The organism is Polaribacter sp. 20A6 (assembly GCF_011378915.1).
GTDB classification, from domain to species: Bacteria; Bacteroidota; Bacteroidia; order Flavobacteriales; family Flavobacteriaceae; genus Polaribacter; species Polaribacter sejongensis.
This window is the reverse complement of the sequence record NZ_WTPZ01000005.1, coordinates 102,799-128,398: the sequence shown is the minus strand read 5'-3', so window position 1 is coordinate 128,398 and position 25,600 is coordinate 102,799. Positions and strand designations below refer to the sequence as shown.

The 25,600-nt window shown below is 30.6% G+C and carries 20 protein-coding genes; 5 read left to right on the top strand and 15 right to left on the bottom strand.

Annotation, left to right across the window (positions count from 1 at the left end):
* The first annotated feature begins 4 nt into the window (after positions 1 to 4).
* The 3 genes from GQS57_RS13015 (at position 5) to GQS57_RS13005 (ending at position 10,141) form a co-directional block, all read left to right on the top strand.
* On the top strand, positions 5 to 8,470 hold the full coding sequence (locus tag GQS57_RS13015) for a LamG-like jellyroll fold domain-containing protein (RefSeq protein ID WP_165733293.1): 8,466 nt from the start codon (positions 5 to 7) through the stop codon (positions 8,468 to 8,470).
* A 64-nt stretch (positions 8,471 to 8,534) separates the two neighbouring features.
* On the top strand, positions 8,535 to 9,452 hold the full coding sequence (locus tag GQS57_RS13010; RefSeq protein ID WP_165733292.1) for a hypothetical protein: 918 nt from the start codon (positions 8,535 to 8,537) through the stop codon (positions 9,450 to 9,452).
* Between the two features lie 2 nt (positions 9,453 to 9,454).
* Positions 9,455 to 10,141 carry a hypothetical protein gene (locus GQS57_RS13005; RefSeq protein WP_165733291.1) on the top strand — a complete coding sequence of 229 codons (687 nt, stop codon included), beginning with the start codon at positions 9,455 to 9,457 and terminating at the stop codon, positions 10,139 to 10,141.
* Between the two features lie 140 nt (positions 10,142 to 10,281).
* Here the strand turns inward: GQS57_RS13005 and GQS57_RS13000 are convergent, their stop codons facing one another.
* From GQS57_RS13000 to GQS57_RS12990, 3 genes are all read right to left on the bottom strand, one after another.
* Entirely contained in the window at positions 10,282 to 10,698 is a 417-nt protein-coding gene (locus tag GQS57_RS13000) for a UPF0158 family protein (RefSeq protein WP_165733290.1), read from the bottom strand.
* Positions 10,699 to 10,857: 159 nt separating this feature from the next.
* Positions 10,858 to 11,202, bottom strand: coding sequence for a DUF3024 domain-containing protein (locus GQS57_RS12995; RefSeq protein WP_165733289.1), 345 nt, complete (start codon positions 11,200 to 11,202; stop codon positions 10,858 to 10,860).
* Between the two features lie 167 nt (positions 11,203 to 11,369).
* On the bottom strand, positions 11,370 to 12,557 hold the full coding sequence (locus GQS57_RS12990) for a WG repeat-containing protein (protein ID WP_165733288.1): 1,188 nt from the start codon (positions 12,555 to 12,557) through the stop codon (positions 11,370 to 11,372).
* Positions 12,558 to 12,856: 299 nt separating this feature from the next.
* On the opposite strand from GQS57_RS12990, the gene yddG reads away from it, so the two are divergent.
* Positions 12,857 to 13,765, top strand: coding sequence for an aromatic amino acid DMT transporter YddG (yddG, locus tag GQS57_RS12985; RefSeq protein WP_165733287.1), 909 nt, complete (start codon positions 12,857 to 12,859; stop codon positions 13,763 to 13,765).
* 182 nt (positions 13,766 to 13,947) lie between these two features.
* On the opposite strand, the gene GQS57_RS12980 is transcribed toward yddG, so the two are convergent.
* Positions 13,948 to 14,199: a hypothetical protein gene (locus tag GQS57_RS12980; protein ID WP_165733286.1), complete on the bottom strand. Its 252-nt coding sequence runs from the start codon at positions 14,197 to 14,199 to the stop codon at positions 13,948 to 13,950.
* Between the two features lie 149 nt (positions 14,200 to 14,348).
* The gene (locus GQS57_RS12975; protein ID WP_165733285.1) at positions 14,349 to 14,753 is read right to left on the bottom strand and encodes a hypothetical protein; all 405 of its coding nucleotides are present in this window, start codon (positions 14,751 to 14,753) and stop codon (positions 14,349 to 14,351) included.
* 1,069 nt (positions 14,754 to 15,822) lie between these two features.
* Between GQS57_RS12975 and GQS57_RS12970 the strand changes: the two genes are divergently transcribed.
* A complete protein-coding gene (locus GQS57_RS12970) occupies positions 15,823 to 16,269 on the top strand; it encodes a peptidylprolyl isomerase (RefSeq protein WP_165733284.1) in 447 nt (148 codons plus the stop codon).
* A 160-nt stretch (positions 16,270 to 16,429) separates the two neighbouring features.
* On the opposite strand, the gene GQS57_RS12965 is transcribed toward GQS57_RS12970, so the two are convergent.
* The 10 genes from GQS57_RS12965 to GQS57_RS12920 form a co-directional block, all read right to left on the bottom strand.
* Positions 16,430 to 17,932 carry an aldehyde dehydrogenase family protein gene (locus GQS57_RS12965; protein ID WP_165733283.1) on the bottom strand — a complete coding sequence of 501 codons (1,503 nt, stop codon included), beginning with the start codon at positions 17,930 to 17,932 and terminating at the stop codon, positions 16,430 to 16,432.
* A gap of 207 nt (positions 17,933 to 18,139) precedes the next feature.
* Positions 18,140 to 18,979: an AraC family transcriptional regulator gene (locus GQS57_RS12960; RefSeq protein WP_165733282.1), complete on the bottom strand. Its 840-nt coding sequence runs from the start codon at positions 18,977 to 18,979 to the stop codon at positions 18,140 to 18,142.
* A gap of 127 nt (positions 18,980 to 19,106) precedes the next feature.
* Entirely contained in the window at positions 19,107 to 20,420 is a 1,314-nt protein-coding gene (locus GQS57_RS12955; protein WP_165733281.1) for a DUF3570 domain-containing protein, read from the bottom strand.
* 90 nt (positions 20,421 to 20,510) lie between these two features.
* On the bottom strand, positions 20,511 to 20,723 hold the full coding sequence (locus tag GQS57_RS12950; protein ID WP_165733280.1) for a DUF4266 domain-containing protein: 213 nt from the start codon (positions 20,721 to 20,723) through the stop codon (positions 20,511 to 20,513).
* Complete coding sequence (locus GQS57_RS12945; RefSeq protein ID WP_368855188.1) at positions 20,720 to 21,700, bottom strand: FAD:protein FMN transferase; 981 nt, start codon at positions 21,698 to 21,700, stop codon at positions 20,720 to 20,722. The genes GQS57_RS12950 and GQS57_RS12945 overlap by 4 nt, the downstream gene beginning before the upstream one ends.
* Before the next feature lies 1 nt (position 21,701).
* Positions 21,702 to 22,142, bottom strand: a complete 441-nt coding sequence (locus GQS57_RS12940) for a thioredoxin family protein (RefSeq protein ID WP_165733279.1) — start codon at positions 22,140 to 22,142, stop codon at positions 21,702 to 21,704.
* A gap of 221 nt (positions 22,143 to 22,363) precedes the next feature.
* Positions 22,364 to 23,197, bottom strand: coding sequence for a DUF6503 family protein (locus GQS57_RS12935; protein WP_165733278.1), 834 nt, complete (start codon positions 23,195 to 23,197; stop codon positions 22,364 to 22,366).
* A gap of 128 nt (positions 23,198 to 23,325) precedes the next feature.
* Positions 23,326 to 23,991 carry a peroxiredoxin-like family protein gene (locus GQS57_RS12930; RefSeq protein WP_165733277.1) on the bottom strand — a complete coding sequence of 222 codons (666 nt, stop codon included), beginning with the start codon at positions 23,989 to 23,991 and terminating at the stop codon, positions 23,326 to 23,328.
* A gap of 188 nt (positions 23,992 to 24,179) precedes the next feature.
* On the bottom strand, positions 24,180 to 24,830 hold the full coding sequence (locus tag GQS57_RS12925) for a DsbA family protein (protein ID WP_165733276.1): 651 nt from the start codon (positions 24,828 to 24,830) through the stop codon (positions 24,180 to 24,182).
* An 86-nt stretch (positions 24,831 to 24,916) separates the two neighbouring features.
* Positions 24,917 to 25,585, bottom strand: coding sequence for a hypothetical protein (locus GQS57_RS12920; RefSeq protein ID WP_165733275.1), 669 nt, complete (start codon positions 25,583 to 25,585; stop codon positions 24,917 to 24,919).
* Positions 25,586 to 25,600: the final 15 nt, after the last annotated feature.

The following is a 25,600-nucleotide window of genomic DNA, read 5'->3' as shown; positions in this document are numbered from 1 at the left end:
AATTATGAAAAAAATAATTATAGCATTAGGCTTCATGTTTCTGGTTACAGGAATATGGGCACAACAAGATGATGGGGCTAGAATAGTACCTGTTTCACAAGCCATACAAAATAAAGGATTTACAATTCAAGTTGGAGTTCCTTATTTAGGACAGAATTTTAATAACGTTAAACGTAAAGTTAACCCATATGATATACGTTTTCCCTGGGATGTATTGTATTTATTTTCAACTTTTACTGAAGAAAATTTTGATGTTTCAAAAGGATATTTTGGAGATAAAATTTTAATAAACTGGGATTTAAAGGCAAATTTTGATATTATAACTAGTATTAAAATATACAAGAGAGAATATAAAGAATATGTAACAGTTCAAGAAGATCAGAATAATGGATACGAATTTGTTGCAAGTGCTTCTAAAAGCGAAACAAGTTATGAAGATAAATATGTAGAAGGCGGAGTTTTGTATGAGTACAAGATTGTTGCAGAGGGAATTAGTGAAGTGGAAACTATTTACAGTAATTATATTTCTGGTATTGGTTATCGAAGTCCTACGGCAGTTGTTACAGGAAATGTAAGTTACAGAGGAGGAAATCCAGTAAAAGATGTTATTGTACGTGCCAGCTCAGAAGGAAGTAGTGTAAATGCTGGTAGCTCGTTAAAAGTTCCTGCAACAGGTAATATTAAAATTGAAAATTTAAATAATTCTATAACAGATGCTGCAACATTGCAGGCTTGGCTAAAACCAGAAAATAGTTTTACAAACGATACAGGTACTCCTATTAATTTGTTTAAACTATCAAATCTAGGTGGAGATATTATTAATGTGAGCGTAAATTTATTAGCTTCTGCAAAAGAATTAGTAGTAAATATAGATGGCAGTGAATACAAATTACATAATTATTATCCATCAGGTAAATTAAACTCTAAAGGAGAAGATATTATGACTCCAGTAACAGAATTTAATAATTCATTTGTACATTTTTCAGTAGTAATGCAAAACGACAGTGTACCTTCATTATATGTAAATGGTAGAGGAATTACGGAAGTTTATAAAAATAATGTTAATGAAAAATTAGTAGATAATGATACTAGTTATACTGCGCCCTATTTTAATGTAACCATTCCAACACAAACTACAACGTTAAATATTGGTGGTTCATCTACAGAATGGAATAATGTATATGTTGGTGGACAAAATGGTAGTTTTATTGATGAAATTAGAATTTGGAAATCAGCTTTAAATTCAACAACTATTAGAACAGATTATACTCGCTATATTAGTGGTAATGATGTTAGACTGGTTTCCTATTTAAGGTCCAATGAAAAAGTGGGTTCTTTTGCATATGATTTATCTAGAGATGGTTTTAACTACAATAAAAATCACGGAAAATTATATGAGGTTGCTACTCCAGTAGCTGAAAAAGTTTTATGGTCTACAGGCACAGGAAACTTTCCAACTTCAGATCAGTTGGGCATTTTAGGGGTAACCGATGTTAATGGAAATTACGAAATTACTGCTATTCCATATTCTGGTACAGGAGAATCTTTTAATATTACTCCATTATATGGCGTACATAAATTTGAACCTAACCAACAATTAGTGTTTTTAGGTCAAGGTTCAGAGGTAGTTAATAAAGTAGATTTTACAGATGTCTCTTCCTTTAGTTTTAAAGGAAAAATATTATATGACACTAGAGGTGTTTTTAAGTCATTTGTTGAAACAACACCTACAATCCAAGTAAATGATGGGGATGAATATATTGCAGCTAATAAAATTATTGGTGAAGGGTATAATTATTATGAAACTTTAAGTGATGGTAAATTAAGTAAAGGTGAATATTGGTATAATTCAGAAACAAATAGATACGAAAAATATGCTACCATTTATTCGAACGATGTAAATGTATATATAGATGGTAATATTGTTTTAGATGAAAATAATTTACCTGTAATCTCTAAATCTGCAGATGGTCTTTATGGGTATTTTGATATTCAAGTTCCTATCGGGAAACATTATATAACCGTTAAAAAAGATGGTCACGAATTTAAATATGAAGGTAGGTTTCCTGCCGAATCTGGAACTTTTAAAGAGTTTTTTGAAGACTCAAATGAGGCTGTTGTTTTTGTAGATAGTACTAGAGTTACTATTGTCGGTAAAGTTGTTGGTGGTAGTGTAGAAGCTGCTAAATCTATTGGATTTGGTGCACAAGGCTTATTTCAAAAACAAGTTAATGTAGATGGTAAACCCAAAACATTAACTATAAGTGCTAAAAATAACATTGGTGTAGCTGCAATTAAATTAGGTTATATTCCACCTGGGGCTACTGTAAGCGAAATAGAAACTGAGTTTAATTTTGAAACTAACGAGGAAACAGGAGAATACAGAGTTGCAGTAATGCCTTTAAAATATGAAATACATCAACTGAATGGATTAAGAATAAAAAATAATACTGGAATAAGTATTTTAACAACCACCGAAACGGTTGATGTCTCTAAAGTAGAAAATTTATCACTCCCAGAATTTGAGTATCCAGATCAGACTTTTGAACTTGGAGCACCTTATCATTACGAAAAAAGTTTTACCTATAGAACCACACCTGTTTTAAGTATTGAGGAACAGACTTCAGAAAAAACAGTTACTATTGAAGGTGAGAAAATAAGTACTGATGGTTTTCAATACCGAGTTTATCAACAATTTGGACAGTATAGTATTAACTTAAAAAGTTTTGAGCGTTATATTAATAAAGACTCAGGTACAGATATTGAAGACATTGTTCCTATTATTGATGGCGAATTTAAACCGACTAATAATTTGGCATTTCCTGGTTCTGAAACGGTAGAAAGAGATCCAGACGATCAAAGTATTATTAAATATTCATTTAAAGGAGGTATGCCTTCTATTTCATCTCCATTTACAAGAAACATAGATATAAAATATAGAATAAATGGTGTAGATTATGATGCTGAAAACTATGATAAAATAGGAATCGTTTTAGGAGGGCAATCAGATGGTAGTCAAACATTTGTAACAGCTGCTCCAGATGTTCCAGATATTATTTTACGCGATCCACCAGGGTCAAATAGTTCAGCGTCAATTCAGAGTGGGGAGAGTTTTTCTGTTACTTCTAGTAGCGAGTTTGTAACTTCTGAAGGTGTTTCAACGGGTGTTAAAAATTCCCTAGGTAAGATTTTTAAATTTGGAGGTGGTTTACTAGGCCCAATAACTGAAGTTAAAACAATTGCTGATGTAGATATTGGTTTGTCTGTTACACATTCTTCTGCATTTGGAGAAAACTTAACCAAGACATATTCATTTACCCAAACAATTTCTACTAGTTCAGATCCAGCGTATGTTGGTTCCGATGGTGATTTGTATATTGGTAATTCAACAAATTATTTTTATGGATCTTATGATGATGTGCAATCTTCTAAAGAAATTAAAGGAGGTGCAGATTCCTTTAAATTAACCAATTCTACTGGAGAAAGTATATATATAAGCAAACAGAAAGCAATGTATTTTTCTGAAGAACCTTCTGAAACATTCTTTGTTTTTTCACAAAAACATATTCTTGAAACTTTAATTCCAGAATTAGAATTAATTATTGCTAATTATGATAATCCAACAAGTAATGGTTCAGCACCAGCACTTACAAAAAAACAATATGAAGACCAGATTCATTTATGGAGAACCATTATTTTAAATAATGAAAGAAGTAAATACAGAGCTAAAAACGATTTAGAAAATTATAAAAATGAATTGTTAGTTAATTTAGATGGTACTTCAACCGAACTAAAAGCTAAAATAAACAGCGGTATACTAGATAACGTTTCTTTTGATGCTGGTGTTGGCCAATTTACAAGAAGTGTTGAAACGAGTTCGGTTATAGGGAGTTCACATAAACTTAATTTTAAGCTAGAACAATCTGTAGCAGCACAATTAGGATTAACACTAGATGGAATTGGATGGGTTAAAAAAATTGGAGGGAAACTAGAACAGAATATTACCAGTACAACTAGTAACCAACACAGTACAACAACTAATATTAGTTATACGTTAAACGATACAGATCCTGCAAATCTATTAAGTATAGATGTTGTAAATATGTATGACGGAAATGGACCAGTTTTTAGTACTATTGGAGGAAGAACTTCCTGCCCTTATGAAGGTGCGGAGTTTTCCATATTTTATAACAATGCAGATTATAACCCAAATGCAACTCAAATTTTTAAATTGCCAGAAGATAAAAGAGAGCAATTAAGTTATGCAACACAGCGTGTTGAATTGCCTTTAATAAGTGTTGAGGTTGCTGATGTTACCAATGTTCCAGAAAGAAAAAATGCAGAATTTACCTTAATACTCGAAAATAATAGCGTTTCTGAAACCGATGTATATTTTGAATTATTAGTTGATAATTTAAGTAACCCTAATAATGCATTAATAAACATAGAGCAAAATGGAACCATAGTAAATGTACCATACGGAGAAAAAGTGAAATATACTTTAACACTAGGAAAGTCAATTTCTGATGTGTATGATTATAAGGATATTAGAATAATATTACAATCAAGATGTGACAGTAGTGTTTTTGATGATGTAGTATTGTCAGCTCAATTTGTACCTTCTTGTTCGGAGGTAGAAGTAACGGCTCCATTAAATAACTGGGTATATAACAATAGTACTGCCTATAATATAGATGAATCGGTAAACCCAATACAAGTTAAATTAGAGAGTTTTAATACAGGTTTCGATAGTTTTCAAAAACTAGATTTAGAATATCGTTTAGCATCATCTCCAACTTGGACACGATTAAAAACTTATTATACAAATCAAGTTTTTTATGATGAAGCTATAGCAGCTAATGAAACTGAAATTGAATTAATTGATGGAGCAGTACTAAATTACGCCTTAGATATTATTGGACTGCAATTGCAAGATGGAGAATATGAGCTAAGGGCAAGAAGTACCTGTACAAACGATACCGAATATATTTCGGAAGTTGTAAAAGGTAGGGTAGATTTAACAAGTCCGCAAAGATTTGGGACGCCATTGCCAATTGATGGTATTTTGGGTGTTGGAGAAGATTTAAAAGTAAGTTTTAACGAACCTATTTTTTACAACTCTGCAATAAGTACTATTGAAATAAAAGGACAAACAAATCAGTTACCAATAAATCATAATGTTTCACTGTATTTTGAAGGACAAGAGAATACAGGAATAATCAACAACCCTAAAATTACAGCAGGAGATTTAACGTTAGAGTTTTGGATGAATAACAATACTGTTGTAGGAAATGCAACAATACTAAAACAAGATGGAGGGTTAAATATTGGTTTAAATAATGGTGAAATTACTTTTGAAATTGGCGGCATAAAAGCCAATGGAGGAATTGCAAATGATGGATTATTTCATCATTACACATTTACTCATAAAAACAGTTCTGGAGAAATTAGTATTTTTCAAGATGACACCCAAATTGGTGGAACTACTGGTACTGCGAATATAGATTTTACGAATAATAATCCAATAATAATAGGTGGTAATACTTTTGTAGGTAATATAAGTGAACTTCGTTTATGGAATAAAACCATTAATTTAGAAAATGCTTATGCTAGAATGTACGATAAACTTATTGGTAACGAATCTAAATTAATTGGTTATTGGCCAATGGATGAAGGTAGAGGTATAGTCGCTAATGATTTGTCTAGATATAAACATTTAGAGGTAAATGCAGATTGGGATATAAAACCAAAAGGAAATTCTTATGAGTTTAAAAATGACCAATATTTAACTTTAGATAATGTTGGTTTAGTACAATTAACCAATGAAATGGATGCAACAATTTCATTTTGGATGAAAACCGAAAGTGGACATGATGCCACTTTATTTTCAAATGGTAAAGGAGATGGTTCAGATATTATACAATCCAATGGACGGGCAAATAAATGGGCAATCAATTTAAAAGCATCAGGGATGTTAACTTTTGAAAACGAAGGAAGTGCCTATGTATTAACTAGTAAGCCGATCTCAGATAATAATTGGCACCATGTAACTTTATTGTTTAATAGGATAGGTTCTTTACGCACCTATGTAGATGCTGAGCCAGTTTCTTCAAATATAATGTCTGATATAGGAGGTTTCTCTGGAAATAAAATTTGGATTGGAGCAAGAGGTTCTTCAGATTTAGCAGGAAATGTAACTGTTGATAATGCATTTACGGGTAAAATTGATGAATTTAGAATGTGGAATACTTTACGAAATGTAGCCCAAATTAGTAGAGATAGATTTAATGAAGTGGACGTAGAAAGTATTGGTTTAATGCTGTATGCTAAAATGAATGCACCAGATCCGGAAAATGGAAAAGGGCCAAGATATTTTCATGCTGATGTTAATGAAACAACAGCGGCAAGTTTAGCATTGTTAAATAATGGTGTTGTAAATTATGCGACTGATGTACCGCCAATTAAACCAGAAAGAGAACTTATTAAATTTGGTGTAACGCGCGTTATAAATGGAAGTGAAATGATTATAGAACCCGTTGTTACAGATTGGGCTTCATTAGAAGGTCAGATTCTAGATATTACTGTTCACAGAATGTTTGATAGTGCAAATAACAGGCAACAATCTCCAATAACTTGGACCGCATATGTAAAGCGTAACGAAGTAAGTTGGTTTGCTGAAGGTTATAACGAAATTGTTGATATTGAAAAATATACTGGAGAAGAAAAAACTTTTGAAATTTCGTTAATAAACAAAGGAGGTAAAGGACAGCCATTTAATATTACAAACATTCCAAGTTGGCTAAAATTAAGCAGTACCTCAGGTACATTACAACCAGATAGTAAAATTAACATATTTGCTACTATAGACAAGGAGTTAACGCCAGGTGAATATCTCGAAAATTTATATTTACAAACAGATTTTGGTTTCGACGAAAAACTACAAATTAAATTAAGAGTACTAGAAAAAGAACCAAATTGGAATATAAATCCAACCGATTTTGATTATAGTATGAATATTGTTGGACGCCTAAAAATTGATGGTCAATTTTCAGAAGACTCTTATGATAAACTTGGAGCCTTTTTAAATGGTGAAGTTAGAGGTTCTGGAACTTTAGTTTATAACGAAGCCTTTAAAGAATATTTTGTTTATATAACTGTGTACAGCAATGTAATTTATGGTGAAGCTATTAAATTTAGTATTTGGGACGCATCACAAGGTAAAATTATTGAAGCAGAAATAGATGGAAGCGCAACCATTACTTTTAAAGAAAATGAAGTAGTAGGTAGTTTAAGTAATCCAATGATTTTTGAAAATTCTGATATTTTGGTTCAAGAAATTAGCCTTAATAAAGGTTGGACTTGGGTTTCGTTAAACGTAAATGATTCAAATTTTACGAACCTTAATGCCTTAACACAAGGTTTAAGTTTAGAAACAGATGATAGAATGCTTAGCCATTCACCATCAGAATTAGAAACGTATTATAAAGACAATTCAGTGGCTTCAAATAGCACTTGGTCTGGAAGCATAAGTGCAAATGGAGGCTTTTCTACGACTAAAATGTATAAAGTTAGGTTTGCGAATCAACAATCATTAAATATAAAAGGAATGCCTGTTAATATTTCAAATTGGAGTTTTCCAATGAAAGAAAATTGGAACTGGTTACCTTATCCTTTTAAAGGAAATCAATTAACCAATGAAGCATTGGCTTATTTTGATGCCATTGAAGGAGATGTAATTAAATCGCAAAATTTATTTGCAATTTATGATCCAATAAATGGTTGGAACGGAACTCTAAATTATTTAGTTTCCGGAGCAGGGTATATGATAAGATCTAGTAAAAACCAAACATTTACCTATCCTAGTTATTTAGCGAAATCTGTGGGAAATAAGTCGGTTATGTTAAGTCTAGAGGCAGAGCAACCAGATATTTCAGTAACATTTATGAAATATTCAGAAAACATGAACGCTGTTGTTCAATTGCCTGAAGGATTTGATGAGGTGCTTATTTATGATACAAAGGGTGTTTTAAGAGGTGTTTCTAAAACACAAATTGTACAAGATAAAGAGTTAAGTTTTATTACTATTTATGGTGATGTAGAAGATGATTTAGTGTTTTATGTAAATAATAATCAAGCTAAAAAAATAACTACTAATACAATAAGCTTTAAAAGTAATAATGTACTTGGTACTGTAAAAGATCCAATCGTTTTAGAATTGTTTTCTGATGAATTAGCTGTTTTTCCTAATCCATTTTTAAATGACCTCACAATTAGTGTTAATGCTTTAACAAGTCAAAAAGCATTAATTCAATTGTTTAATGTGTCTGGACAATTAGTTTTTTCTCAAGAAAAACAAATGTTATTGGGGATAAATAGGATAAACATTTCACCTAAGGTTGCCCTAGGTACTTATTTATTGCATGTTAATATGAAAGAGAAAAAAATGATTATTAAAATTGTTAAAAAATAGTATTAAACCAATGTAGTGCTTAAATATATAAATGTTTAAGCACTACTTTAAAAAAAGGATAAAAATGAAAAATTATATATATAGTTCTATTCTATTGTTTTTTTTAAGTGTCAATATATTTGGGCAATCACCAGATAGTTGGTTTGTTAATGAGAATAATTTTGAATATACGATGTCTTTTGTAACATTTGTAAATATTGATGGAGCAGATTTGGCAAATACAAATGATAAAGTTGCTGCCTTTGTAAACGGAGAATGTAGAGGTGTTACAAATCTAATTTATGTAGCTAGTAAAAATCGGTATTATGCCTATTTAACTGTTTTTTCTAATGCGAATGAAGAAGTTATAAATTTTAAAATTTATGACTCGGCAAATAATACCGTTAAAAATGTTATAAAAAAAGAAAAGTTTGAAATTAATGAACATTATGGAAATCTATTTCAAGCATATAGTCTGGCTAGTCCTGCATTGAGTTCAAGTGCTGAAATAATAGATTTTAAATTTAAGGATGTAATAGCTAATGATCTGTCAATTTCTGGAAATAAAATTTCGATTGATTTAGATAACAAAATTGATATTACGTCTCTAAGTGCTTTATTTGAGCTCACTACAAATTCAAAATTATTTATAGGAACTGAAAATATAGTGTCTGGTAATAATTTAATGGATTATAGTTATCCAGTAGAGTTTCAAGTACTTTCTGCAGATCAATCAGTTTTAAAACAATGGTTGGTTACTGTTAATTCTAGTTTAGGTACTGCACTATTTTATAAGAAAGATGCCGTTTGTTATAAAGGAGGCGCTATTAAGGTACTTTTTACTAAAAATAATGAAGAGGTGGTTTTAAGTAAAGCAGGCATTGCGTATGCTACTCAAAACATAAATAATGGAGAAACAACTTTTAGCAATCTAGAAACAGGTGTTTATACGATTAAAGTAGGCGGAAATGTTAAAGAAATTATCATCAATTTAAAAGAATAATTATGAAAATTAAAAGATATAATATATTAGTCTTAACCGTATTGTTAATACTAGTTTTAGGTTGTTCAAAAGAAGATGATTTTCAACTTTTAGATCCTGAAATTTTATTTGTGAATAGTGATGGTACTACACTTGTTAAAGAGGAGTGCTTAGATTCAAATAGCACGTACGCACTTCAAATAACGCTTTTGTCTAATAATGGAGAATTTAGATCTAAAGAAATAATTGAATATACAATAAATGGAGTTGTTTATAGTGTTACGTTTACCGAATTAGGAACCAAAATAATTCCATTAAATTTTATAAACGGAACTAATGTAGCACAATTGGTAGAAAGTGGTAACTCCATAAGTATTGATGTCGAGTATTGCAGTTCTGAAATTACAGCTTCAAAAATAAGTTTTGTTTATGCTGATGGTTCAGAAATTTTAGAAGGAGAGTGTTTAGATTTAAATTTGAATTATGGAGTTAAAATTGAAACTGAAAAAGTAGGGAAAGGAAGTTTAGAGCCTACAAAAATAGCGTATACGATAAACGATGTTGTTTATAATACAACATTCACAGAAGTTACAAGTAAGCTTTTACCTGTTACCGTATCCGCTGGTAATAATGTAGCCCAAATTATAGGGACAAGTATAGATAGCTCTATTTATTTTGTTAATCAGGGCAACTTTGTATTGGTAGAATAACTTTGTAAATAAAAATTTATTTAAGGCGAAATGTACTAAAGTGCATTTCGCTTATTTTTTTTATAAACTTTATTTTATAAGGAATTAAAAAGGAATCTATTATCCTAAAGTTGCTATAAATCCTTTAGAGTTCATTAGTTTTAGTGTAATTTTTTTGCGACTATTTTCTCTAGTTCGAGTTGTTTAAAATCAAACCAATCTTGTCTAAAATTAGATTGTTCTATTTGATGTTTAAAATTCTGAAATGGTTTTTTTCTTTGCAAAACACTTTGTAATTCCTCCTTAAAAATTAAATCGTTTAATTGTACTGCAAAGTCTTCCATTATTTTAAAGGATTCGGAACTTTCTAAAGGTTCAATTTTTATGAAATCTGCTTTTTGTTGCTCAACCCTTTCTAAAGCTTCACCAAAAGCCTCTTTAAATACATCTTCATCAAATACTTGTGAGAAATCTGGAATTGCTATAATTTCATGTGTTTTAAAATTATAATAGCATTCACTACCACAATCTAAATCTTGTGCAATTTCTTTAATTATGTGTTGTTTTGTTGTCTCCATTGCTCGTTGGTAGATAAATAACGTCTTATTTTTTAATCGTTTAAAAATTGGCTTTTATATAGGTTTAGACTGAATCTTGTATTGATTGTAGTCGAAAGGCTTCACCATATATATTACTTATTTAAAATTCAAATTTATGCAATTAAAAAGAGATTTCTATTACCCAAAAAAGCAACCGTGTTCATCTTTTTTAATAATTGCAATAATTTCACTTAAATGTGTAGCTTCTGAAAATGGTTCATAGAGCGTCCATTTTTCGTTGGAACGCATCCAATAGAGTTTCCATATTTTTTTAGACTTTATACGCGTAATTTTAGCGAAATCAATTTGTAATTTCTGTTCTGGGTTGTTCCATTGTGGTCTTATTTGAAACAGAATGACCGATTTACCATCATAAGTATAGCCAATATCTATTTGTTTTCTAATTTCTAAATCTTCTGGTCTTAAGTATTCTACGTAACTTTTTATAGTAGATTCGTTAATGTCTATGATTTTTGTTGGCATTTTTGATGGTGGTTTTGTGTTTTTAACATTGTTGTTAAATGAAAGTTTCGGTTTTTGTGAACGGCTATTTTTAGATGGAAAATTGTTGTTTGTAAAAAAAGAGCAACTGCTTTTAGTTAAACGTTAATTCATCCATTTTTAATTCATGGTGCCAGGTAAAGTAATTTTTAGAACTCCGATTCTATAATTTTAACTATAAACTCCCCTTTTGTGTTTATTAACCCTTTTTCACTAATTCCTTTAGAATCATAGTTTATAGCAAAAGCTTTTCCGTTTATTAAGTTTATTATTTTGGCAAATGGTTTACTTAAAATTTCCTTTTTAGAATTTATAATTACTGTTTTTCTATTAGTCCTTAAAATTGCAATTGTTTTTTGTTCATTAACTAGAGAAATTAAATTTGATTTAGTAGCTTTTACTTCAATTTCTTTATCAAATGAATTGATAATTTTACCATTTATGTCAATTAAATTAATTTCTGAAGAATAATAACTGTCTTTAACTAAAGCATAACCTTTATAAAAATCAGTTACTACATCATATTTTGCAGGAATAATTAATTCACCATTATTGTCAATGTATCCTTTTTTTCCTTTTTTATTCACTACAATAGCTCGATTAGAATAGAAATCACCAGGCTTTTTTGTATACTTAAAAGGAATTATTTCATTATTTTTTGAATCAATAAATCCCCATAAGTAACTGTTTCCTGATAATTTACAAACCGCGACTAAACCATTTGAAAAGTTTGAAGATTTGTCATAATAGGGTGAAATTACAATTTTATTAGATTTATTTATGAAGCCTATTTTTTTAGTTTTTAGATTCGTAATTTGTTTTAAACCATCATAAAACACTTCAACTTTTTTATTACTCAGAGCTTTAAAAATTTTCATGCTTGAAGATAATTCAGTAATACCTAATTGTTTGTTTATTTCCTTTTTGTTGTAATTACATATTACGTTTCCTTGTAAGTCAATAAAGACTTCTTTATCATCTTTAGTAATTGCCCAAGTATTATCAGTAATGAATGGTTGTATTTCTTTAAATTTATATTCGGAAATTGGATTTTTATTGAAATCAATTAATCGATATAAGTTTTTATTGTTGTCGAAATCATAAGTAACACCTTTATAAAAGGTGAAAGTGTTTAAATTTTTATCGTGTTTTTTAAATGTTATTTTATCAGCCGTAACATTTCCAAGAGTATCAACCAATGCAAATCCATCATTTTTTAATATTCCAAAAGATATTCCATCAAAGTTTTTTCCAAAGTCATTTGCTATAACTTCTTTTTGTGAATAAATAAAATTGATGAATAATAATAAAGTAATTGTTATAGTTCTTGTTTTCATTTTTTTTTTTTTGACGTGTTTATATTTTAAATATATTCATCATATTCCACAATATTGGATAACTCGCTTAATTATTTTGGTTTTTAGTTTGAAATTCTTTCATAGCAAATGAGTGAAGAATTTTTGAAGATAAAAGTACAAATTATATAAGGTTTTTAGGATTAACTTATGATAATAATTATAGAATTGTTTTAGTGAAAAATTAATGAGTTTTTACTTGTTTTTTACCACAGTACTTTGTTAGCAGAAGTACCTATTTTTTACTATAATTGCATTCATAATTTTTCAAGATTTTATTTATGAATCAAATTACTAAAGGGACATTAATTGGTTTCTCAGCGATAATTTTGTGGAGTGCTATTGTCGCATTAATTAAAGAGGTTAGTAATTCATTTGGTGCAATTGGTGGTTCTGCGTTAATTTATACAGTTGCATTTCTTTTTTTGATTTTTAGTGTAGGTTGGGTACCACTAAAGAAATTTTCTAAGAAGTATTTGATTTTAGGTGGATTTTTAATTGTTGCTTATGAAATTTGTCTTGCATTATCGATTGGTTATTCCCAAAATTCAAAACAAGCAATTGAAATTGGAATGGTAAACTATTTATGGCCAAGTTTTACAATGGTTGCAACAGTAGTTTTTCATACAAAAAAGGCTAATTGGTTAATCATTCCTGGAATCTTATGTTCTATGGTTGGAATAATGTGGGTTTTGGGTGGTGATGAAGGAATAGATATTTCTCAAATGATTTTAAATATCAAAAGTAATCCATTGAGTTATACTTTAGCATTTGTAGGTGTAATTCTCTGGTCAGCTTATTGTGTTGTAACGATAAAATTAGCAAAAGGAATAAATGGTATTACTTTATTCTTTATGCTTGTTGCAATTGTGCTTTGGGTAAAATTCTTTTTGTTTGGAAATCAAATTTCTAATTTTAATTTCAACTTAGAATCAATAATTTATTTGATTTTGGCAGCTATTTGTATGGGATTTGGTTATGCTGCTTGGAATGTTGGTATTATGAAAGGAAATGTTACAATTTTGACTGGAGCTTCTTATTTTATTCCTGTTTTTTCTTCAGCAGTTTCTTCTATGATATTGTCAACACCTTTAGGTTTATCATTTTGGCAAGGTGCAATACTTGTTTGTGTAGGTTCTATTTTGTGTTGGTTATCTACTAAGAATCTTAAACTTAAAAATAGAAATTAAATCTTAGACATTACTCGGTTTGGTATTTCTGCTAACGTTGTTGTTTAAGCTTTGTTACGTTGTTTAAGCAGTGAATTTAGTAAATAAAGTACGAACGGCGAAATTCCGAAGGAATTTCCCAAGTGAGCTAAAACCAGCAATAAAGTTTATACGGTGTTGGCAAATCGTTACTTTCCATATATTTATTTTTCATTCATTATTCTACTGAATTTTGGATATGAATTTAAATATTCAATTAAAATACTATCTCCAATTTTCATTTTTTCATTTCTCGAATCTTCTCTATATATTTTTCCTTCAACAGTGAATTCGTAAGAGTATGAGAATTTTTTTGAAACAGGACTGTTCCCCCAATAATTTTCTTCATTAACGATAATTGCTTTAGTTATTTCAGAATTATTATTTAAAAGATAATTCTTTAAGTTTCCTCTCAAAATTATTCCAAATAAAAAGTACAATACAATTCCTGAAAACAGAAAAAGTGCCCATCTTTCAGTTATGTATTTGAGAATATTCCTGTTTTTTTTTCTTCTTTTTTTTTACAAATATTACTTTTTCAGTTTTACGTTCAAAACTAATTTTCTCAATTCTTTTTCTTATTCCCTTTGTAAATAACAAATAATCCAAATAAACCTAAAATTGAACCAAAAAAGAAATCATTGTCAGTTTTATATTCATCTAAAAATATAAATCTATCATTATCTTCATTACTTAATAATTCAGTTTCATTTTTTCCAGAGATTTCATTACAGTATAATCCTTTAGTTCTTTTTACGAATGTTTTACCTTTAAATTCAAATTTTAAAAAGTAATTATTATTTCCAGAATCAGAACAGTCAATAACTTTTATCAATACAGTTTTATTCCTTTCTGTTATTTTTTTGTCAAGATATCCGTTTCTTAAAACTATTAAACTAATCAGAATCATAAATACTCCTCCAATTATTAAACTATAATTAGTAAGAAATTTCAATAATTTGTCTTTCAATCTTTTCAGTTTTTAATGTTTGCCAACTTGTTTATATATTTATCTTAATTCCTCATATCATCCTTTATTAGGATAATATGCTCAATTATTTAAGTCTTTTGTTTGAAATTCTTTCATAGCAAATGAGGGAAGAATTTTTCAGGATAAAAGTACAATTTATATGAGGTTTATAGAGATTAATTTATTAACAGTAATTTGTTAATTATCAACCTTAAAAAGGCCTCAGTTTTGTCATTTCGATTTTAAGAGAAATCGCATAAGAGTGAAAGCATGAACCTGAGCAACTTTATGAGATTTCTCCCTTTGATCGAAATGACAAGCAGTGCGTGAGGTATTGCATAAAATGTAAAATAAACTTACTAATTTGTTATCCGATTTTAAGAGAAATCGCACAACAGTGAAAACATAAACCAGAGCAATTTAATGAGATTTCTCCCTCTGGTCGAAAAGACAAGCAGAGTGGTACTTATCAATCTAAAAAAAAAACTCAGTTTTGATATTTCGATTTTAAGAGAAATCGCATAACAGTGACACCATAAACCAAAGTAACTTTATGAGATTTCTCCCTTTGTTCGAAAAGATAAGCAGAATGGTAATCATCAATCTAAAAACACCTCAGTTTTGTCATTTCGATTTTAAGAGAAATCCCATAACAGTGACACCATAAACCAAAGCAACTTTATGAGATTTCTCACTTTGGTCGAAAAGACAAGCAGAGTGGTAATTATCAACCATAATAACACTCTAAATTTATCATCCGACTTTAGGAGGAGACTACAAAACAACATAACTGTCATAAAATAGTCTTAATTTCAAACAAAAACTGACAAAGTTGCGGTTGCAATAATACACAGCTTTTTTTATTTATAAAAAAACAGAAAGCTTGTCGATTGCTACTATAAGAGAGATAGCGCTTTATTTTTTATTTTTAAATGTCGGGAATTAAAAAAAATGGCATTAAAATGTCGGGTTTTGGCTTGGTTATGGCAGCGAATGGTTTGTAAGTTTAAATTAAAATAGTTTTTGTGTAAGAATTATGCAACGGCTGTTTTTTCAAATTAATTATAGTATGAGTCAAGTAAAAGCGAATAACACAGTAAAAGTACATTATACAGGTAAATTATCTGATGGACAAGTTTTTGATACGTCTGAAGGAAAAGAGCCAATAGAATTTGTTTTAGGACAAGGACAGTTAATTCCTGGTTTTGAGCAAGGTTTAATTGACATGAAAGTGAATGAAAAGAAAACCATTACTATCGCTAAAGAAGAAGCGTATGGTGAGGTAAACGATCAATTGATTCAAGAAATTGATAGATCTAATCTTCCACAAGATATGGAGCCAAAAGTTGGTATGGGGTTGGTTTCTAAGTCTCCAGAAGGACAAGAAATGAATTTAATGATTGTAGAGGTAAAAGAAGCAAGCGTTGTTATTGATGGGAATCATCCTTTAGCAGGTAGAGATCTTGTTTTTGATCTTGAAGTAGTAGAAATTAAAGATACTGAAATTACAGCATAACGTAATTTTTTTCAATATTTTAAAACAGCCTTTGTTCATTGAACAAAGGCTGTTTTTGTATCTAAAAGGAATATTCTTTTAAAATTTAAAATTTAAAATTAAAATTAAAAAACCCCAGACGAATCTGAGGTTTAATAAAAAATTGAATGTTGTTTCTTATTTAAAAGAAGCCCATTGGTTTTTTGTCATAAGAGATTAACATGTTTTTTACCACACGATAATGATCTAATGCCATTTTGTGATTTTCACGTCCGAAACCAGATTCTTTAACTCCTCCAAAAGGAGCGTGAGCAGGGTAGGTGTTGTATTGGTTTACCCAAACTCTACCTGCTTGTATAGCACGTGGTACTTGGTATAATTCGTGTGCATCTCTAGACCAAACACCAGCACCTAATCCGTAAGGAGTGTCGTTTGCAATAGCAATAGCTTCTTCTGTAGTTTTAAAGGTTGTTAAGGCTACAACAGGTCCAAAAATTTCTTCTTGGAACACTCTCATTTTGTTATCCCCTTTTAATACAGTTGGTTGTACGTAGTAACCTTCGGCCAATTCACCATCATAGTTACCAGCTTCACCACCTGCTAAAACAGCAGCACCTTCTTCAATACCAATTTTAATATAGTTTAGTATTTTTTCGTATTGTGCTTTAGATACCTGAGAACCAATCATGGTTTCTGGATCTAATGGGTTTCCTGGTTTTACTAATTTTAAACGTTCTTGCATTTTTTCTACAAAACGATCTGCAATATCTTCGTGTACTAAAATACGAGACGGAGATGTACAAATTTCACCTTGGTTTAAAGCGAACATTAAAGCACCTTCTATAGCTTTGCTAAAAAACTCATCGTCTTGAGCTGCTACAGATGGAAAGAAAATATTTGGAGATTTACCACCTAATTCCATAGTTACAGGAATAATGTTTTCTGCTGCATTGTGTAAAACTTTACGACCTGTTTCTGTAGATCCTGTAAAAGATAATTTTGCAATACGATTTGAGGTTGCTAAAGCTGCACCTGCTTCATTACCAAAACCAGTCACAATATTTAAGACACCTGCTGGTAAAATATCTCCAATTAATTCCATTAATGCGATAACACTTGTTGGAGTTTGTTCTGCTGGTTTAACAACCGCTGTACAACCTGCGGCTAAAGCCGGCGCAATTTTCCAAGCTAACATTAACATCGGAAAGTTCCAAGGGATAATTTCCCCAACAACACCAACAGCTTCGTGTAAAACGATACTTACGGTGTCTTTATCGTGTTCTGATATACTTCCTTCATCTGCACGAATTACACCTGCAAAATAACGGAAATGATCTATACAGTAAGGAATATCTGCTGCACGAGATTCACGAATTGGTTTACCGTTATCAATGGTTTCTAAAGTGGCTAAATACTCTAAGTTATCTTCCATAACCTGAGCAATTTTTAATAACGCATTACTACGTTCTGTTGCAGAAGAGTTGCTCCATGCTGGGAAAGCTTCGTGAGCAGCATCTAAAGCAAGATCGATATCTTCTTGTGTAGAACGTGCTGCTTGTGTAAATACTTTTCCGTCTACTGGAGATCTGTTTTCGAAATATTGACCTTTAACTGGTGCTACGAATTTACCGCCAATAAAGTTTCCGTACTTTTCTTTAAATACAGGTTTTGTTACATTTGCCATAATTATATATTTTAATTTATGTTTCATTATTTCTTACAAAATATCTTGTTTGTAAGTATGGTGCAAATGTATGTTGGTATCTAAAGGTTTTATTTATTGATTTGGTTCAGTAGCTTATGAAAAAGGTTCAATCTTGTGTTCTTGCTGAAGTAAATAAGTTGATATTTAGATAACGAACTGTTAGTTAGTTCCTTAGAGTTTGTTTGATTAATTAGAAACATCCGTTGGACTTATTCCGAACTTGTTTTTAAAAGCTATACTAAAGTTAGACAGGTTGTTATAGCCAATATCTAGGTAAATATCAGATGGAGTTAAGGTACCTTCTTGTAAGAGTGTTTTTGCTTTTTGAAGACGTTTGTCTTGAAACCATTTTCCTGGAGGTTCGTTATAAGCGGCTGTAAAATGACGTTTAAAAGTTGATAAACTCATGTTACACAAAAAAGCAATTTCTTCTATTTTTAAATTAGAATTTACATTGCTTTCTATGTTTTTTTTAAATGGAGATATTTCTTTAGAGATTAAAGAATGTAAATAATACTCGAATTTAGTATCATATTTGTCTAATAAATAAAGCATGATTTCATCAAACTTTAAAGAAAGTAGGGCAGTGCTATAGCTGTTTTTGGCAAATGTTTTAGAAGATAAAGAGCTGATAAAGGAAGCTATGTAATCGTCGTTTTCTATTACAAAATAAGCAGATTCTTCTTTGTATGGTTTTACGTTGTTGGTGTATTTGCTTAAAAAATCAGTCAGTTTTTTTTCAGAAAAAAAGAAAAGTTTACAGTAATAAATAGCTTCTGTGTCTAGTAATTCTGTCCAAAGCCAATTTCCTTTTTTTAATAATAAAGACTGTTCTTTGTTTACAGCAATAGCAGTATCTGCAAAATGCACTTGTTTTTTACCAACTTGTAAAAAACTAAACATATTCATCCCTAAATTCACCTTGCTTTTTACGACATCACTAGTCATTTTAAAATCATAAACAAATAAATCTAAACTCTCTTTAGTGTTATCTATGTATATCTCTGGGATGTTTTCAATTGCCATTCAGTCTTGTTTTTTGTGGGTGAAAGATTGTAAAATTAGTATTTTTAAACAAAAAAAAGGGCATAGAAAAATACTTTTGATTATTTTCTAATCAAAAGGAACCTTTAGTTTTCTAAATAAATGATATTTAATCCATTACAAACTTAAATCCTGCGGTAATTATACTAGAGCTAAACGAAGTGTCTCTATCATACTGATAAAACTTTAAATCGATACTTTTTAAACCAAAATTACGAATGTGTGCTTTTGCAAAAATATCGGTGTAAGAAACTCCAAACCCAAATTGATTGGCAGTAAATTTAGAGAGATCATAGTCAGACGTATAATATTCATCTGTAGAAAGTGCCGTTTGACTAGGTTTAAAATAATCTGCAGCCGTTTGGTTGTAATAGCGGTATGACGGATATAAGGTAAATTTATCTGTAATTTTTACAGGTATTTCTATGCTTGCCGTGTTAGAAGAAATTCCCCAATCATCAGAATAATAACGGTAAAAAGTCCTAAGCGTAACAATTTCATTTAAATACCAATTTAAACGACCACCAACAGCTACTTTAAATCTAGAATCTGGCAAACGTTCTATATCATCAGCAAGCTGAAAATTCTCTACAAAAGAATCTGCTACATCACTAAAATAAACTCTTTGAAAAGGGGTGGATAGCAAACCATCTTGTTTTACAAAATCTAAAGCCAAAGAACCTTGTACATTTTTATGCAGTATTTGAGAAAATCCAAAACCTACGGAATACGAGTTTCTAGCGGTACCATCTAAAGGAACAAAAGAAGGCGTGTAATTAGCATTACCAGTAATGGTAGCCTTGTCTAAATTGAAATCATCTTTATCTTCACCGTCTTCTCCGTCTTCTATATTTGCACTTCTTAATTCTATGGGATACAATAATTTCCAAGAATCGATATATACATTACCATGCACGCTTACTTCTGTATTTTTCTGATTGAAAAGTTTTGTATAGCTTCCGCCAACACCTACAGAGAAATAATCATATTCTGAAGAAATAGCTAGTTTGGTAGACCAAATGTCATTTCTATCGTCTGAACTATGTGTATAACTACCCGTTAAATTAAACCAAAGATCACTGTTAGAAGCACCAGAAGAAGCCTGAAAAGGATCTGCGTTATCACCATCAAAAGGATTAATATTACTAGATGATGCAGATGTATATGCAGAAATTCCGGCATCAATAGTTAGTATATCGTCATCGTTTAAAGGCATAGAAACCACAAAAGTTCCGGTTACATCGGTTAACGATTCCGAGCCAATACCACCACTTACAGCAGCGTTATCACCATCTTGAGAGTAGTAACTTGTTAAAAAATCTACTTCGGTAGTTTCTAGCACCCGTTTTTTATAGACTTTGGGTGCATCTTGTTTTGTTTGTGCATTTACTTTTACAAAAGCAAATACACATATAAATAGCATTATATTTTTCAATTGATTTGAGAATAATTTATTATTAAAATCCGCTTTTCAGCGGGATAACTTTTACTTTATTTCTATAAAAGGTTTGCTTTAATTACAGCCACAACCTCCGCCAGTTTTTCCTCCATTGGCACCAACAGCAGCTTCTCTGTATGCTTGTGCTGTGGCAACATTACGGTCTGCTTTTTTATCAGAAAGCACCATATCTGGGTCGTTTATATTTACTTTCTCGTATTCTTTAAGCACCACGCAACTACTAAAACTAATTGTTATCAATGCAGCGCATATACATTTTTTAATCATAATTTATCTATTTCTATATTCTTTGATGTTGTAATTTTTCCGGTATCATCAATAATGATGCATTCTATTTTGGGTAATTGATTAATTCTATCTAAACCTACCTGTTTCCCCATTACAAAAACAGAGGTTGACAGCGCATCTGCCAATTCTGCTTTAGGCGCAAAAACGGTAACACTTATAATTCCGGTAGAAGGATATCCTGTTCTTGGATCTATAATATGTGTGTATCGTTTGCCATTAAAATTTACGTATTTTTCATAATTTCCAGAAGTAACCACTGCGCTATTATTAAGAGGGAATACAGCAAATACTTTATTCTTATTCATAGGGTTTGTAATAGCTACTTTCCAATCTGTTCCATTAGGTTGTTTTCCCCAAGTATTCATATCGCCAGAGGCGTTGATAATACCAGAAGTTGCACCTTTAGAAATAAGGAGCGCTTTTGCTTTATCTGCCGCATATCCTTTACCAATGGCACCAAAACCAATTTTCATTCCTTTCAGTTTTAAAAAAACCGTGCTATTTACTTTATCTAAAACAATGTTTTGAATTCCGACTTTTGTTACAGAAGCTTTTATTGTTTCTTCTGAAGGCATTTTTTTCATGCTGCCATCGAATTTCCATATTTTATCCATAGAGGCGTAGCTAATATCAAAAGCACCATCGGTAAGTTTAGATATTCGGATAGCTCTTTCAATCAAATTAAAAAGTTCAGGAGCTACTTTTACAGGTTTTATCCCTGCATTTTTATTGATTTTGAAAGTTTGTGAATGCGCATCCCAAGAAGAAATAAGTTTTTCAATTCTTGTAATTTCGGCAACCGCCAAATCAATGTATGCATCTCCCTGAATTTCATTGTTGGCTACAACCGTAATTTCAAAACGACTTCCCATTAATTTGAGTACTCGTTTATAAGGTGTTTGTGCAGCACATACGATAGATAATAGTACTAAAAAGGAGGTAAGTAGTGTTTTCACTTTAGTTGGTAAAAGAGTTCAATTCCTTGATATAATCTTCTGGTGTAATTTTTTGATAACCTGTTTCTCCAAGGACTTTGCCTTTGGAATTGAGCACAACCACAAAAGGAAAAATTCCGTTTTTGTTATAAGTCTCTGCTAATTTAGCATTTGCAGCAGTCTGAGCGTCTGATAAGGCATTTTTCTTTCGCTTCGGAAAATCTGCTTGAAGCATTACATAGTTGTCTTTTGCATATTGTTTAAAAGCAGGGGTGCTCCAAATTTGGTGATCTAATTTAATACAAGGTGCACACCAATCTGAACCTTGAAAAACCAATATGATCGGTTTACTTTCTTTTGTAGCAATTTCTTTAGCTACTGTAAAATCTGTTTGCCATTCTTGTGCAATTGTGGTACTTATGCTTATAAGAAAAAAGGCTACAAGGGCTATGTGTTTTTTCATGTTGTTATTTCTTTATTTACTTTGGTATATTGTCAACAATTAGTAGACAACCTTACAACGAATGAATCGTATTTTTTGTTGTATAAAAGGTGTGTTTATTCTATTAAATGTAAAGGGTTTTCTTTTTTTCTTAGGATTGTTTAAAAGAAAAGCCCCTTCAGGTTTCTGAAACCTGAAAGGGCTAAATAAATAGATATAATGCTATTAGAATGGTGTTTTAATTATTTTTTAAACAGCTCTTTTTGTAAGCCATTATTAAATTTAATATCCGTCCAGTTTACTAGTATCCAAGGAGCATCTGTAATTTCTGCATCCCAATTAGACGCTTTGTATTTACGTTGTGTAGGGATTAAAATACCTTCTATATTTTCATATTTCAGTTGCATTAAAAGAGGATCTGATTTTGCAAAATCCATTACAGTAAATAGAAACTGATCTATCATTTTAGTTTCTTTATTGATGTATACTTGGTAAATATCTTTTGGTTTGTTATTACTACCATCAAAGGTAATTTTAACAACATCATAAACTGTTCCTTCAATTGTTTGCTCGTTTATATATTGATATTGTACACTAGGATCTAATAATTTTTGAATCATACAGAACCAGTAAAAATTAGTAGGTCTGTTAAACGCAACTTTTTTTAATGCTGCCGGATCTGTTATGATTTCTCCATTGTTTTTTAACCAATATTCGGTTCCGTCATAGCCTTGTTCTACTTTACCTTTTAAGTCTGTTAACGTTCTTTCATGCTTTGTGTAAGCTCCGTAAGATAGTTCTCCATCAAAAATATATTTTTCTGTAGAAATATCTGTTTTTCCATCTGGAGTTTGGTAAGAGTAGGTGTAGACCACATCTTTTTTAGCTGCAAGTGTTTGGTAATTCCCCGTTTTTTGTACGGTGTTATAGACCAATTCGTGTCCTTTGTTTTTAAAGGTAATTGGAGTTTCTTTTTCTGTACTTATTTCCGTTTTTACTTCGGAATTTGTTTTTTTATTTCCACAAGAAAAGAATAAGAAACTAAAGGCAATTAAGATGATTTTGGTTGTGTGCATAAATGTTTTATTTGGTTATTGATAAACCTCAAAATTAATAAAATACGATTGTAAACGGTACTACAGTTTTGTTAAGCTTTTGAAAATAAATAGCTTTTCACAGATAAAAAAAAATAAGACTTTTGGTCTTATTTTAATTTGCTTAATGCATCTAATATATCAGACGATTCTGCTCTTTCTCTATAATCGGCATCTAAAAATGCATACTGAATTACGCCGTTGGTATCAATAACGTAAGTAGCTGCTAAAGGCAACTCGTTATTTTTATCTCCATTTACATCACTTAAGCCAAAACCTGCTTCATAAATTTCGGCAACTTCATCAGTTAGTTTAAAAACAACACCATATTCTTTACCGATGGTATTACCAACATCACTTAAAACATTAAATTCTAAATTGTTTTTTTCGGATGTGCTTAAAGAATTATCTGGCAACTCAGGAGTTAAAGCCATAAGTGTTGCACCTGCTTGTTGAAATTCTGGTAATTTTTCTTGTAAATAATGTAACGTGATATTACAATACGGACACCAGCCACCTCTGTACCATGTTAAAACTACCGGTCCGTTTTTTAATTCATCGTATAAAGATACAGATTCGTCTAAAGCATTTTTTAAGTTAAAATCAGGAGCTTTATCTCCTACATTTAAAGCTTTTTCAAGTATGCCAGAATCTGCGACACTTGTAATTCCGTCTGCATAAATTTTATTCTTTTCTTTGGTGAATTTAGCTGCACCTTCTTTACGTTTTGCTGCTAATAATGCATCTAATTCTCCTTTATTATTTTTTAATTCCATTGGTATATTTTTAAAAATTATTTTGACTAATTAATTATACTTAATTGCATCGATTAATTTATTCATATAGAAGCAATATATCTTGTTGAGTCTTTCTACTCTGCGCAAGACAAGCTTCAGTCGAAACCTATTCTAGTAATTAAATAGTTCTCGACTGTGCTCGAACTGATAATAGTTCATTTTATAAACTATTCTTGCTCTTTCATTAATTCTGTAAGTACTTGTTTAAAAGTGTCTACAGGTTGTGCACCTGTTACCGCACTTTTTCTATTAAAAACAATAGTTGGTACAGAATTAACGCCTAAATTTTTCCAATAATCTTGCTTGGCTCTTACTTCGCTTCTTGCAGATTCAATATCTAATTTAGCAAGTCCTTCTTCTGCGTTTAAACCAACTTCTAATAAAGCTTGTTTTAAAACATCTCTTTTAGAAACGTCTTTGCGCTCACCAAAAAAGGATGCTGTTAAACGCATTTTTAATTCGGTTTGCTTGTTAAAAACCTTAGCATATTCTAATAAAACATGTGCATCAAAGGTATTTACCATGCGCATTTCATCAAAATAATCGAATTTAAAACCTAATTCTGCACCAGCTTCTGTCATCATTTGCTTCGATTCGTTTTGCTGCTCGGTGGTAGAACCATATTTTTCTGTAATATGTTCGTTTACATTCTGACCTTCAGCAGGCATATTTGGGTTCAACTCAAAAGGTTGCCATTCGATGTCTACTTTATCTTGAATACCAAGTTCTATAATTGCTTTTTCTAAACGTTTATATCCGATAGTACACCACGGACAAACAACATCAGAAACGATGTCTATTTTTAATTTTTGTGTCATTTTATGTTTTTTTTAGGCTCATTTAAATTCAATATTTAAAGCTATAATTACTTGTTTGACTTTTACTTAAAGGACAAAAATAGTTACTATTTACTTATAATATCAGTATTTAAAAAAGCATGTTCTTTTTTCTGGTCTTCAATATTATTATCTATTGACAACATATTAAAAATCATTGAATTTACTATTCTACTTTTATTTAGATCGGGTTTCACAATTTTTGCTTTATGAAATACACCTAAGGTTTCTCTATTTTGTTTTGGATTGCTATTATTAATTAAAACAATCTTATAAGTATGTTTATCAAATGATGCTAGCTTGGTAATATAGGGTGTAAGTATAGCTTCATCTTCTTTAAATACGGGCGTAAAATTTTTAAGATACGCTTCAGAATCCTCCTTATGGTCATTTAGATACTTATAATAATCGGCTATATACAATTCACTTTTTATTGCACTTGGTTCGTAACCTAACATTAGAAAAGATTGATTTTCTGCATTATCTAGATGAAAAGGAGTGCTAACTTGTTGATCGAAACGAACCAACCAATGATAACTTAATTCTTTATTGAATCTCCTTAATGTAAAGGCAGATAATTCATTTTTTAACGCAATCATAATAGCCCTAAGTTCAGATGAAGTTCTATTTTCTCCAAAGTCAAGGTACATAAAACCAGGTGAATTTGTATTTGTTCTAAATACACTTTCTACGCAATGTTCTGCGATCTTTTTTATGTTGACTTCTTTTATCTTCATGTTACCTTAAATCCC

Bases quoted from the DNA above. Each gene is read 5' to 3' on its own strand.
- GQS57_RS13015 (WP_165733293.1), top strand. From the start codon at position 5: ATGAAAAAAATAATTATAGCATTAGGCTTCATGTTTCTGGTTACAGGA.
- GQS57_RS13010 (WP_165733292.1), top strand. From the start codon at position 8,535: ATGAAAAATTATATATATAGTTCTATTCTATTGTTTTTTTTAAGTGTC.
- GQS57_RS13005 (WP_165733291.1), top strand. From the start codon at position 9,455: ATGAAAATTAAAAGATATAATATATTAGTCTTAACCGTATTGTTAATA.
- GQS57_RS13000 (WP_165733290.1), bottom strand. From the start codon at position 10,698: ATGGAGACAACAAAACAACACATAATTAAAGAAATTGCACAAGATTTA.
- GQS57_RS12995 (WP_165733289.1), bottom strand. From the start codon at position 11,202: ATGCCAACAAAAATCATAGACATTAACGAATCTACTATAAAAAGTTAC.
- GQS57_RS12990 (WP_165733288.1), bottom strand. From the start codon at position 12,557: ATGAAAACAAGAACTATAACAATTACTTTATTATTATTCATCAATTTT.
- yddG (WP_165733287.1), top strand. From the start codon at position 12,857: ATGAATCAAATTACTAAAGGGACATTAATTGGTTTCTCAGCGATAATT.
- GQS57_RS12970 (WP_165733284.1), top strand. From the start codon at position 15,823: ATGAGTCAAGTAAAAGCGAATAACACAGTAAAAGTACATTATACAGGT.
- GQS57_RS12965 (WP_165733283.1), bottom strand. From the start codon at position 17,932: ATGGCAAATGTAACAAAACCTGTATTTAAAGAAAAGTACGGAAACTTT.
- GQS57_RS12960 (WP_165733282.1), bottom strand. From the start codon at position 18,979: ATGGCAATTGAAAACATCCCAGAGATATACATAGATAACACTAAAGAG.
- GQS57_RS12955 (WP_165733281.1), bottom strand. From the start codon at position 20,420: ATGCTATTTATATGTGTATTTGCTTTTGTAAAAGTAAATGCACAAACA.
- GQS57_RS12950 (WP_165733280.1), bottom strand. From the start codon at position 20,723: ATGATTAAAAAATGTATATGCGCTGCATTGATAACAATTAGTTTTAGT.
- GQS57_RS12940 (WP_165733279.1), bottom strand. From the start codon at position 22,142: ATGAAAAAACACATAGCCCTTGTAGCCTTTTTTCTTATAAGCATAAGT.
- GQS57_RS12935 (WP_165733278.1), bottom strand. From the start codon at position 23,197: ATGCACACAACCAAAATCATCTTAATTGCCTTTAGTTTCTTATTCTTT.
- GQS57_RS12930 (WP_165733277.1), bottom strand. From the start codon at position 23,991: ATGGAATTAAAAAATAATAAAGGAGAATTAGATGCATTATTAGCAGCA.
- GQS57_RS12925 (WP_165733276.1), bottom strand. From the start codon at position 24,830: ATGACACAAAAATTAAAAATAGACATCGTTTCTGATGTTGTTTGTCCG.
- GQS57_RS12920 (WP_165733275.1), bottom strand. From the start codon at position 25,585: ATGAAGATAAAAGAAGTCAACATAAAAAAGATCGCAGAACATTGCGTA.